The organism is Streptomyces sp. NPDC047108, assembly GCF_040643575.1.
Lineage (GTDB): Bacteria > Actinomycetota > Actinomycetes > Streptomycetales > Streptomycetaceae > Streptomyces.
Genome location: NZ_JBEYUP010000006.1, coordinates 137,758 through 149,295, shown reverse-complemented (window position 1 = coordinate 149,295; position 11,538 = coordinate 137,758). Strand labels below are relative to the sequence as shown.

Annotated in this window: 8 protein-coding genes; 5 read left to right on the top strand and 3 right to left on the bottom strand. The window is 72.0% G+C overall.

Features of this window, described 5'->3' with window-relative positions; translation table 11 throughout:
• The first annotated feature begins 35 nt into the window (after positions 1 to 35).
• From uvrB to ABZ822_RS15350, 5 genes are all read left to right on the top strand, one after another.
• A complete protein-coding gene (gene uvrB / locus ABZ822_RS15370; protein ID WP_360852812.1) occupies positions 36 to 2,183 on the top strand; it encodes an excinuclease ABC subunit UvrB in 2,148 nt (715 codons plus the stop codon).
• 131 nt (positions 2,184 to 2,314) lie between these two features.
• Positions 2,315 to 2,893, top strand: coding sequence for a TerD family protein (locus ABZ822_RS15365; protein ID WP_360852809.1), 579 nt, complete (start codon positions 2,315 to 2,317; stop codon positions 2,891 to 2,893).
• Positions 2,894 to 3,169: 276 nt separating this feature from the next.
• A complete protein-coding gene (locus ABZ822_RS15360) occupies positions 3,170 to 5,188 on the top strand; it encodes a TerD family protein (RefSeq protein ID WP_360852806.1) in 2,019 nt (672 codons plus the stop codon).
• 224 nt (positions 5,189 to 5,412) lie between these two features.
• Positions 5,413 to 6,453, top strand: coding sequence for a TerC family protein (locus tag ABZ822_RS15355; RefSeq protein ID WP_360853353.1), 1,041 nt, complete (start codon positions 5,413 to 5,415; stop codon positions 6,451 to 6,453).
• Positions 6,454 to 6,714: 261 nt separating this feature from the next.
• Positions 6,715 to 8,088, top strand: a complete 1,374-nt coding sequence (locus ABZ822_RS15350; RefSeq protein WP_360852803.1) for an MBL fold metallo-hydrolase — start codon at positions 6,715 to 6,717, stop codon at positions 8,086 to 8,088.
• A 122-nt stretch (positions 8,089 to 8,210) separates the two neighbouring features.
• Here the strand turns inward: ABZ822_RS15350 and ABZ822_RS15345 are convergent, their stop codons facing one another.
• The 3 genes from ABZ822_RS15345 to ABZ822_RS15335 all read right to left on the bottom strand — a co-directional run bounded on the left by ABZ822_RS15345 (position 8,211) and on the right by ABZ822_RS15335 (position 11,534).
• Positions 8,211 to 9,497: an MFS transporter gene (locus ABZ822_RS15345; RefSeq protein WP_360853350.1), complete on the bottom strand. Its 1,287-nt coding sequence runs from the start codon at positions 9,495 to 9,497 to the stop codon at positions 8,211 to 8,213.
• A 210-nt stretch (positions 9,498 to 9,707) separates the two neighbouring features.
• Complete coding sequence (locus ABZ822_RS15340; RefSeq protein WP_360852800.1) at positions 9,708 to 10,754, bottom strand: S66 peptidase family protein; 1,047 nt, start codon at positions 10,752 to 10,754, stop codon at positions 9,708 to 9,710.
• A gap of 123 nt (positions 10,755 to 10,877) precedes the next feature.
• Positions 10,878 to 11,534, bottom strand: coding sequence for an MBL fold metallo-hydrolase (locus ABZ822_RS15335; protein WP_360852797.1), 657 nt, complete (start codon positions 11,532 to 11,534; stop codon positions 10,878 to 10,880).
• Positions 11,535 to 11,538 lie beyond the last annotated feature (4 nt).

Sequence of the window (11,538 nt, the reverse complement as noted above, 5' to 3'; positions counted from 1 at the left end):
CGTCCGTTGTCGGTGGCGAGTCGTACGGTGGATCCATGCGGCCCGTATCCCACATCGAACGCACCGTGGCGCCCTTCGAGGTCGTCAGCCCCTACCAGCCGAGCGGCGACCAGCCCACGGCGATCGCCGAGCTGGAGCGGCGCATCAAGGAGGGGGAGAAGGACGTCGTGCTGCTGGGCGCCACCGGCACCGGCAAGTCGGCGACCACCGCCTGGATGGTCGAGAGGCTTCAGCGGCCCACGCTGGTGCTCGCGCCGAACAAGACGCTCGCGGCCCAGCTCGCGAACGAGTTCCGGGAGCTCCTGCCGAACAACGCCGTCGAGTACTTCGTGTCGTACTACGACTACTACCAGCCGGAGGCGTACGTCCCGCAGTCGGACACCTACATCGAGAAGGACTCCTCGATCAACGAGGAGGTCGAGCGGCTCCGTCACTCCGCCACGAACTCCCTGCTCACCCGCCGAGACGTGGTCGTGGTCGCCTCCGTCTCGTGCATCTACGGCCTGGGCACCCCACAGGAGTACGTGGACCGCATGGTCCCGCTGAAGCTCGGCGAGGAGATCGACCGCGACACCCTGCTGCGCCGCTTCGTCGACATCCAGTACCAGCGCAACGACCTGGCCTTCACCCGCGGCACCTTCCGCGTGCGCGGCGACACCATCGAGATCTTCCCGGTCTACGAGGAGCTGGCCGTCCGCATCGAGATGTTCGGCGACGAGATCGAGGCGCTCTCCACGCTCCACCCGGTGACCGGCGAGGTCATGAGCGAGGACGACCAGCTGTACGTCTTCCCGGCCAGCCACTACGTCGCGGGTCCCGAGCGCATGGAGAAGGCCATCGCCGGGATCGAGACCGAGCTGGAGGTGCGGCTGGCCGAGCTGGAGAAGCAGGGCAAGCTGCTGGAGGCCCAGCGGCTGCGCATGCGCACCACCTACGACATCGAGATGATGCGGCAGATCGGAAGCTGCTCCGGCATCGAGAACTACTCGCTGCACATCGACGGCCGGGAGACGGGCTCCGCGCCGCACACCCTGCTCGACTACTTCCCCGAGGACTTCGTCCTGGTCATCGACGAGTCCCATGTGACGGTGCCGCAGATCGGCGCGATGTACGAGGGCGACGCCTCCCGCAAGCGGACGCTGGTCGACCACGGCTTCCGGCTGCCCTCCGCCATGGACAACCGCCCGCTGAAGTGGGAGGAGTTCCTTGGACGCATCGGCCAGACCGTCTATCTGTCGGCCACCCCCGGGCAGTACGAGCTGTCGCGTTCCGGCGGTGTCGTCGAGCAGATCATCCGTCCCACCGGGCTCGTCGACCCCGAGGTGGTCGTCAAGTCCACCGAGGGCCAGATCGACGACCTGGTCCACGAGATCCGCACCCGCACGGAGAAGGACGAGCGCGTCCTGGTCACCACCCTGACCAAGAAGATGGCCGAGGACCTGACCGACTACTTCCTCGAACTCGGCATCCGCGTCCGGTATCTGCACAGCGACGTCGACACGCTCCGCCGCGTCGAGCTGCTGCGCGAGCTGCGGTCGGGCGAGTACGACGTCCTGGTCGGCATCAACCTGCTGCGGGAGGGCCTCGACCTGCCCGAGGTCTCGCTGGTGGCGATCCTCGACGCCGACAAGGAGGGCTTCCTCCGCTCCGGCACCTCGCTGATCCAGACCATCGGCCGCGCCGCGCGTAACGTCTCCGGCCAGGTGCACATGTACGCCGACAAGATGACCCCGGCGATGGAGAAGGCCATCGACGAGACCAACCGCCGCCGGGAGAAGCAGATCGCGTACAACAAGGAGCGGGGCATCGATCCGCAGCCGCTCCGGAAGAAGATCAACGACATCGTGGCGACCATCGCCCGCGAAGGGGTCGACACCGAGCAGCTGCTCGGCACCGGCTACCGCCAGGGCAAGGACGGCAGGCCGAAGGCCCCGGTCCCCGAGCTGGGCGGCAGGACCGGCGCCAAGGGCAAGGCGGCGGCGAAGGCGGCGAGCGGCGCCAAGGACGGGACGGTGCTGACCGACCGGCCCGCGACGGAGCTGGCCGGGATCATCGAGGAGATGACCGAGCGGATGCGCGCCGCGGCCGCGGATCTCCAGTTCGAGGTCGCCGCCCGGCTGCGCGACGAGGTCGGCGAGCTGAAGAAGGAGCTGAGGCAGATGAGGGAGGCGGGGCTGTCCTGATGTCCGTCTGTTGCAAGAAAGCCACAAGTTGGCATGTGCCATGCACCTCGGTCCGTGCCGATGCGTAGGGTTTCAGGCGCAGCCGCCACAGGGAGGGCGGTTGCGGTGGATTTGTTGAGAGGGGACAGCGCGTGAGCGTCAACTTGTCCAAGGGGCAGGGCATCAGCCTGCAGAAGTCCGACGGGGGCACCCTGAGTGCGGTGCGGATGGGCCTGGGCTGGCAGGCGGCTCCCCGCCGCGGGCTGTTCGGTTCTCGCACGAGGGAGATCGACCTCGACGCATCGGCCGTGCTGTTCGCCGACAAGCAGCCCGTGGACGTCGTCTTCTTCCGTCACCTCGTCAGTGACGACGGCTCCGTGCGGCACACCGGCGACAACCTGGTCGGCGGCGCCGGACAGGGCGGCGACGACGAGGCCATCCTCGTCGATCTCCAGCGCGTCCCCGTCCACATCGACCAGATCGTCTTCACGGTGAACTCCTTCACCGGCCAGACGTTCGCCGAGGTGCAGAACGCCTTCTGCCGTCTCGTCGACGAGTCCAACGGCCAGGAGATGGCGCGCTACACGCTCACCGGCGGCGGTCAGTACACCGCCCAGATCATGGCCAAGGTCCACCGCGTCGGGGGCGGCTGGCAGATGACGGCGGTCGGCAACCCCGCCAACGGCCGGACCTTCCAGGACCTGATGCCGGCGATCCTGCCCCACCTCTGAGCGGAGTCCGGCGTGCCGCGGCAGCGGCGGCCGGCACCGCAGTACCGACGGCTCCCGGAGGCACGGCCCCCGGGAGCCGCGCAGCACCGGCTCCGGTGCCGGGGCTCCGGAGGGGGCCGCGAGAGTGGCGGGTGCCGAACCCCCGCCACGGGAATCGCCGATCACCACCGGGACCGCCGCCCGTCACCGGGACACCCGGCCACCGACCGGGATCACGTACCGGTACCACCGGACCCGTACGACACCGACCCGTACGACACAACGAGGGGAAGCACGATGACGGCCGAGCTGGTGCGTGGGCAGAACCACCCACTGCCCGGGGCGCGTTGGGAGATCCGGGTCTCGGCGGGCAAGCCGGTCGTGGCCGGGGCCACCCTGAGCGACGAGCAGGGCAGCATCCGGGGCACCGACTGGGTCGCCCACCCCGCCTCGCCGAACCTCCCCGGCCTCGAAGTGCCCAGGCAGGCCGCGGCCGAGCACCGGCTCGCCGTCGATCTCGACGCGATACCCGAGGCCGTCCACCGCGTCAGCGTGCTGCTCGCCCTGCCCGTCGGTGTCGGCGGCCCCGTGAGTTTCGCCGGGCTCGCCGCGCCCTTCGTCGCCGTCACCGGCCTCGACGGCACCGAGATCGCCAGCTACACCGTCACGGGCCTCGACGCCGAGTCCGCGGTCATCGCCCTCGAGCTCTACCGCAGGCAGGGGGCGTGGAAGGTGCGCGCCGTCGGCCAGGGGTACGCGGGCGGGCTCGCCGCCCTGCTCCAGGACCAGGGACTGCCCCAGGCCGCCGAACTCGCCGCCGCCATCAACGAGGCCGTCGCCGAGGGCATCGCCCGGTCCGTACCGGCGCCTCCGCCCCTGCCGCCGGGCGACGGAGGCCGCGTCCGGACCGCCACCTCGGGCGGCGCGACCGGCAACGGCACCATCGGGGGCCCCTCCGGCTCCGGCCCCGCTGGGGGCGCCTCCGGCACCGTCCCCACCGGGGAGCCCGGTGACTCCATGGGCGGGCCGGCCCCCGCGACGCCGGGCGGCCCGACACCCGTATCGCCCGCCCAGCCCGTGGCGGGCGGCGGCGGACCGGTCAACTACCAGCACCCGGGCCGTACTCCGGCCGCTCCCCCCACGCCGCCCCCGGCCGCGCCGCCCGCCGAGCCGGGCCGGCCCGCGCAGCCCGTCGCGGGCGACGCCACCGGCTGGACCATGGAGGAGCGCCTCTACAACCAGGTCTGGGGCATGTTCGAGGACCTGGCCCGGACCACCGCCGCCTACCGCAGTGCGGTCGACTTCGCCGACTCGCGGATGGAGCAGGAGCTCGACCGGGTGCTCTCCGACCCGCGTTCCCGGATCGGGAGCGCGGGCGACGCCGCACGTGCCGAGGCCCGGGCCAAGCACGCGGCCCTGGTCGACCAGGCCCGCGCCGCCCTCGACCGGGACCTCGCCCAGCTCGTCGCCGAGGCCGAGGTCGTCGAGCCCGCACTGCCCCCGGCCTTCGCGGGCTGGGACAGCCCGGTCTGGCAGGGCTACCGCGTCCCCATGGAGATCCCGATGGCCCTGCGCCTGGGGGACGTCCATCTCCCCGAGCGCCCCGAGCTGCGGATCCCCATGCTCGTCCGGCTGCCGCTGGAGCGCGGGCTCTGGGTGGACAGCGGCCGGGTGGCGTCGGACGAGGGCAGCCTGGCCGACCCCGCACGGATGCGCCGCCTGGCCATGGACACCGCCGTCGCGCACGCCGCGCGCATGCTCGCGGTCTATCCGGCGGGCGAGTTCACGGTGCAGGTCATCGACCCCGCGGGGTCCGCCGCGTCCGCGCTCGCGCCCCTGACGGAGACCGGGGCGCTTCGGGAGCCGCCCGCGTCGGGCGCCGCGGGCGTCTCCTCGGTGCTGGCCCGGCTCACCCAGCGCGTGGACCTGGTGCAGATGGCGCTGCGGGGCGGGGCGTCCGACGCGCTGCCGCCCGACCTGGACACCGCCGAGCAGCTGCTGATCGTGAACGACTTCCCGCACGGCTTCGACGACCGGGCGGTCACCCAGCTCCGCTACCTCGCCGACGAGGGACCGGCCGTGGGCGTGCATCTGATGATGGTGGCCGACCGGGAGGACGCCCGGGAGTACGGTCCGGTGCTCGACCCCCTGTGGCGGTCGCTGCTGCGGATCACCCCCGTCGCCGACGATCATCTGGCCGATCCCTGGGTCGGGCACGCCTGGACCTACGAGCCGTCGCTGGCCCCGGCCGGGAGCGCGGTACTGCATCACGTGCTCGGCAAGGTCGCCGAGGCCCGCCGGGCATGGGGTCGCTGACCTGCCGCCTTACCCCTTCTTTGCCCTTTCCTTTACCTTTCCTTGGTGTTGCGTGTACTCTTCTGGGTGCGGAGGGGAGTACTCCTGCTGCGACGTTCCCGTCAGTACGGATCGCTGTGTGATCCCGGGGCGTCGGCCCGGCGCGCGGTGCGCGACCCAGGGTGGAAGAGACCTCCGGCAGCTACGACGCTGACCATTGCCGTACGACTCTGCCGGAGGAGTTAGTGGACGTCTCCATGGGCCTGTGGGCGCTGACCATTGGTGGTCTGTGCGCCCTGATCGCGGCCGACTTCTTCATCGGGCGCAAGCCCCATGACGTATCGATCAAGGAAGCCGGGATCTGGACGATCGTCTGGATCGCGCTGGCCGCCCTCTTCGGGGTGGGCCTGCTGATCTTCGCGGGCGGGCAGCCCGCGGGCGAGTTCTTCGCCGGATTCATCACCGAGAAGTCGCTGAGCGTCGACAACCTCTTCGTCTTCGTCCTGATCATGGCGAAGTTCTCGGTGCCCTCGCAGTACCAGCAGCGCGTCCTGCTCTTCGGTGTGCTGATCGCCCTGGTGCTCCGCGCGATCTTCATCGCGGCGGGCGCGGCCATCATCGCCAGCTTCTCCTGGGTCTTCTTCATCTTCGGCGCGTTCCTCATCTGGACCGCCTGGAAGCTCATCCAGGAGGCGCGCTCCGGCGGCGAGGACGAGGAGTACGAGGAGAACCGCCTGCTCAAGGCGGCGGAGCAGCGCTTCGGCGTGGCCGACCGCTACCACGGCACCAAGCTGTTCATCCAGAAGAACGGCAAGCGCATCATGACCCCGATGCTCGTGGTCATGCTGGCGATCGGCACCACGGACGTCCTCTTCGCGCTGGACTCCATCCCGGCGATCTTCGGCCTCACCCAGGACCCGTACATCGTCTTCACCGCCAACGCCTTCGCGCTGATGGGTCTGCGGCAGCTCTACTTCCTCATCGGCGGGCTGCTGAAGAAGCTGGTCCACCTCTCGTACGGCCTGTCGGTCATCCTCGGCTTCATCGGTGTGAAGCTGGTGCTGCACGCGTTGCACGAGTCCGGGGTCCACGTCCCCGAGATCAGCATCCCGGTCTCGCTCGCCGTGATCTGCGGCGTGCTGGTCGTCACCACGATCACCAGTCTCCGCGCCTCCAAGAAGCAGGCGGAGGCGGAGGCGAAGGCGGCCGGGGAGCAGCCGGAGGCCGCCGGCGCCGGGTCGCGGTCCGCGGGCGGCGGCGGGAGCGACAAGCAGCTCGACGGCTGACGGGTCGCGCTTCGCGGCTCACGGGCGCCGACCGTGCTCGTCCGACGGTGTCCGGCGTACTCGTCGCCCGACGGGGCACATGCATGAATGTCCTCCGTGCAGGGGCGGTCCGGGGTTCTCCCCGGGCCGCCCCGCGGCGTGTCCGGGGTCTTGCGGGCGGCCCCTCGCAGGCCGTCCCGCCGGGCGGACGCGGTGCGGACGCGGTGCGGACGTTGGGGACCGGCCGGGGCCGGGTACCCGTGGCCGGACGAGAGGCTCCGTATGCACCCCATCGACACGCTGGACACGACCGGCCTCGGCAACCGCAGCTATCTCGTGGCGGGTACGGACGCGGCCGCCGTCATCGATCCGCCGCGCGACATCGACCGTGTGCTCGCCGCCGCCGAGCGGCACGGGGTGCGTATCGCGCTCGTGGCCGAGACCCACGTCCACAACGACTACGTCACCGGCGGCCTCGAACTGGCCCGGCTCACCGGCGCCCGCTATCTCGTCCCCGCAGGAGCCGACGTCCGCTACGCGCGCGTCCCGGTGACCGACGGGGACGCCGTCCCCGTCGACGACGGACTGAAGCTCGAGGCCGTCGCGACCCCCGGCCACACCCAGCACCACACCAGCTACGTCCTCCACGACGACGGCCTGCCGGCCGCCGCCTTCACCGGGGGCTCGCTGCTCACCGGCACGGTCGGCCGCACCGACCTGGTCGACCCCCGGCTGGCCGAGCCGCTGGCCCGGGCCCAGTTCGCCTCCGCGCACCGGCTGGCCGACCGCCTCCCCGACGACGCCCTGGTCCTGCCCACTCACGGATTCGGCAGCTTCTGCGCGTCCGGAGGGTCCGAGGACACCGACCGTACGACCATGGGGGAGCAACGCCGGGCGAACGAGGCGCTGTCGGAGGACGTCGACACCTTCGTGGGGCAGCTGCTGGCCGGACCGGACGACGTGCCCGCGTACTACGCGCGAATGGGGCCGGTGAACGCCGACGGCCCTCCGCCCCTGGACCTGACCCCACCGGAGACCGTGGACGCCGGCGGCATCGCGGCCCGGCTGGAGGCGGGGGAGTGGGTCGTGGACCTGCGCAGCCGGGTCGCGTTCGCGCGGGAGCACGTGCGGGGCACGTACAACTTCGAGGGCGACGGACGCCTCGCCACCTACCTGGCGTGGCTGATCCCCTGGGGCACGCCGGTCACGCTGCTGGCCGGGACCGCCGGCGACATCGCCGCGGCACAGCGGGAACTGGTGCGCGTCGGCATCGACCGTCCGGCAGCCTCGGCGACGGGCGGCCCGGCCGACTGGCTGGCGGGGAACGACCGCCCCTCCGGCTTCCGCCGCGCGGACTTCGCCGCCCTCGCGCGGGAGCTCCGCGCGGGCGAGGACTCCGTGGTGCTCGACGTACGCCGGGACGCCGAGCGTGCCGAGGGCGCGGTCACCGGTTCGGTTCACCTCCCGGTCCACCAACTGCCAGGACGGCTGGCCGACGTGCCCGCCGGGACCGTGTGGACGCACTGCGCGAGCGGCATGCGCGCCGCCATGGCCGCCTCCCTTCTGGACGCGGCGGGACGCTCGGTGGTCCTGGTGGACGACCACTTCGAGGCCGCGGAGGAGGCGGGGCTGGTGACGACGGGACGGACGGGGTGACGCGCGGCAACGGCGGTACGTACGCCACGTCGCCGAGCAAACGGTGCCGACCCTCCGGACGCGCCCCTGACCCATGGCGGTCGGGCCGGTGCGATCAGCCCGGCAGCCGAACCCAGTTGGGCTCACACGGCCGTGCTCGCCACCGCCTTGCCCGCTCCCGCGGCCGCCGGCCGGGTCTCCGGCAGCAACGCGAAACAGCCCAGGCTCACCAGCGCCACCGCCGTCAGATAGGCGGCGACGCCCCAGGGCGGGCCAGGCCCGTCCGACACGGCCGTCGCCACGATCGGCGTGAGCGCACCGCCCAGCACGCCGCCGAGGTTGTAGCCGACCGCCGCACCCGTGCAGCGGACCCGCGCCTCGTACAGCTCGGGGAGATACGCCGCCACGACCGCGAACATGACGATGAACGCGAGCAGCGCACCGAGGGTGCCCAGGAACATGAACAGCGGCTCGCCCGTGCTCAGCAGGGAGATCAGCGGGAACATCCACACCGCCGAACCCGCGCATCCGGCCAGGCACATGAACCGCCGCCCGTACCGGTCGCCGAGCACCGCCATGAATGGCGTGCATACCCCCTTGACGGCCACGGCGGCCATGACGCACCCGAGCATGACGGTCCGGCTGACCCCCAGCCGATCGGTCGCGTAGGCGAGGGACCATGTCGTCACGGCGTAGAAGACGGCGTACCCGACGGCGAGTCCCCCGGCCGTCAGCAGCACCAGCCGCCAGTGATCGCGGACGACTTCGGCGAGCGGGACGCGGGAGCGCGCGCCCCGCTTCGCCAGCTCCTCGAACTGCGGGCTCTCGGCGAGCGAGGCGCGCAGGAGCAGCCCGGCGAGCGCGAGCAGCCCGGCCGCCCAGAACGGCACCCGCCAGCCCCAGGAGCGGAACTCCGCATCGGTGAGCAGGGCGGACAGCGCCAGCATCACCCCGTTCGCCAGCAGGAAGCCCACCGACGGCCCGATCTGCGGAAAGCTCGACCACAGCGCGCGCCGTCGCTCGGGCGCGTGCTCGGCGGTCAGCAGCACCGCTCCGCCCCACTCGCCCCCCAGGCCCAGCCCCTGCAGAAAGCGCAGGGCGATCAGCAGCGCGGGAGCGGCGGCGCCGATCGAGGCGTACGACGGGACGAACCCGACGCACACGGTCGCGACACCCGTCAGCAGCAGGGACGCGACGAGTACGGGCCGCCGGCCGTGGCGGTCCCCGATGTGCCCGAAGAGCATCGAGCCGAGCGGACGGGACACGAATCCCACGGCGAACGTGGAGAACGCCGCCAGCGTGCCCGCCATGGGGGAGAAGGCCGGGAAGAACAGCGGCCCGAGGACCAGGGCAGCTGCCGTCCCGTAGACGAAGAAGTCGTAGAACTCGATCGCCGTGCCCGCCAGGGACGCCGCGGCCAGGCGCCGCATCGTCGGCCCGGCCGGGGGTGCGTCCGGTGCCGGGGTGGCCGAGGGGCGAGGGGCGGCTGCGCGGTGATCATCCACGCTGCGCCCAACGAGGCGCCGCACGCCCCGGTCACCGGGCGCACGGGGGCACCGGCGGCCGACCGGTGTCCGCCCGGCGCCCGTACGGTCACCCGGTCCACCCGCTCTCCCCGCCCGAACAGGAGGGGCCCGCGATCAGTACGTGACGGTGATCCGGCGCGCCGGGCCGTCGACGCGCACCAGCCCGCCGTACGGGATCACCTGCTGCGGATCGGTGTGGCCGAGGTCCACGTCGAAGACCGCCATGGTCTCCGGAGCGTATGCCTCGAGCGCCCGCAGCACCGCGGCGCGCTGCTCGCGGGCGTAACGCGCCTTGGTCTCCGGGTCGTTCCGCTTCTCCAGCGACCAGGCCTTGGCGCGCCCCATCAGCAGCGCCGGGAACCGCTGCAGCAGACCGCGCTCGCCCATGGTGCGGAGGATGCGGAAGACCTCCTCCGCGGTGGGCAGTTCCTCCGAGGTCTCCAGGAAGAGCACGCAGCCGTCGTACGCGCCGGCGTCCCGCTGGATCTCGCGGTCGGCCATGAGCAGCCAGGACAGGATCTCGAGGTTGCCTCCCCAGCTCGCGCCCTCGACGACCCGCTCCGGCCGGTGCCACCACCAGCCCTCGCACGGCCGCATCACGGGCTCGGAGTCGAAGGTCGCGGGATCGGCCCAGTCGGCCCCCTCGTCCCCGTAGGTCTCGACGGGCGACAGCTCGTACGGACCCGAGGTGAACAGCGCGGCGCGCAGCGATGCGGCCGTCAGCGGGTGCATCGCGCCGGGGCGGCCCAGCTCGGCCATCACGCTCGCGCCGTGGTAGCCGACGATGCCGGTGTTCCACAGATAGGCGAGCAGGTTGGTGTTGTCGCTCCACCCGAAGAACGGCTTGGGGTGGGCGCGCAGCAACGCGCGGTCGAGCAGCGGCAGCACCGTGATCTGGTCGTCGCCGCCGATGCTGGCGATGACGGCGGCGACGGACGGATCGGCGAAGGCCGCGTGGATGTCGTCCGCACGCTGCCGGGGCGTGGAGTCCATGCGGCGGGTGCTCGGATACTCGACCGGTACCAGCCCGAAGTCCTTCCTCAGCCGCTCCAGGCCGAGTTCGTACGGCAGCGGCAGCACGCCGGGCAGGCCGGAGGACGGCGAGATGACGGCGATCCGGTCACCGGGGCGGGGTTTCGGGGGGTACGAGAGGGGCGGCATCCACGGAGAGTAGCCACCGGGCAGCGGCGTCGGCATCCGGTTTCCTGCGCGGTCCTGAAGAGCGCGAGGGCGCGGGCAGGCCCCGGGCTCCGTTCCCTGAGGACCGGGGTGTGGGCCCGCGGTTCACCAGCCGCGCTTGCGCCAGTCCGCCAGGTTCGGGCGTTCGGCGCCGAGGGTCGTGTCGTTGCCGTGCCCCGGGTAGACCCAGGTCTCGTCCGGGAGCCGGTCGAAGAGCTTGGTCTCGACGTCGTGGAGGAGGCTCGTGAACGCCTCCGGGTCGTCGTGGGTGTTGCCGACCCCGCCCGGGAACAGGCAGTCGCCTGTGAAGACGTGCGCGTGGCCGTGGGGGTCGTCGTAGACGAGCGCGATGCTGCCCGGTGTGTGCCCGACGAGATGACGCGCGGTCAGCTCGACCCGGCCGACGCGGATGACGTCCCCGTCGTCGACCAGGACGTCCGTCTCCACGGGGATGCCCGCCGCGTCATGACGGCCCGCGTAGGTCCGCGCGCCGGTGGCCTCCACGACCTCGGCCAGCGCCTGCCAGTGGTCGCCGTGGCGGTGGGTGGTGACGACGGAGGCGATGCCGCCGTCCCCGATGAGGTTCAGCAGGGTGCGCGGCTCGTTCGCGGCGTCGATGAGGAGTTGCACGTCCGTGGCGCGACAGCGCAGCAGATAGGCGTTGTTCTCCATGGGGCCGACGGCCACCTTGGAGATCATCAGGTCCGTGAGCTCGTGCACATCCGCAGGTCCGCCGACCGTCACCATTCCGCTGTACGTCATGCCG

Excerpts from the sequence above, each read along its gene's own strand:
- uvrB (WP_360852812.1), top strand. The coding sequence starts at position 36 with ATGCGGCCCGTATCCCACATCGAACGCACCGTGGCGCCCTTCGAGGTC.
- ABZ822_RS15360 (WP_360852806.1), top strand. The coding sequence starts at position 3,170 with ATGACGGCCGAGCTGGTGCGTGGGCAGAACCACCCACTGCCCGGGGCG.
- ABZ822_RS15350 (WP_360852803.1), top strand. The coding sequence starts at position 6,715 with ATGCACCCCATCGACACGCTGGACACGACCGGCCTCGGCAACCGCAGC.
- ABZ822_RS15345 (WP_360853350.1), bottom strand. The coding sequence starts at position 9,497 with ATGCGGCGCCTGGCCGCGGCGTCCCTGGCGGGCACGGCGATCGAGTTC.
- ABZ822_RS15340 (WP_360852800.1), bottom strand. The coding sequence starts at position 10,754 with ATGCCGCCCCTCTCGTACCCCCCGAAACCCCGCCCCGGTGACCGGATC.
- ABZ822_RS15335 (WP_360852797.1), bottom strand. The coding sequence starts at position 11,534 with ATGACGTACAGCGGAATGGTGACGGTCGGCGGACCTGCGGATGTGCAC.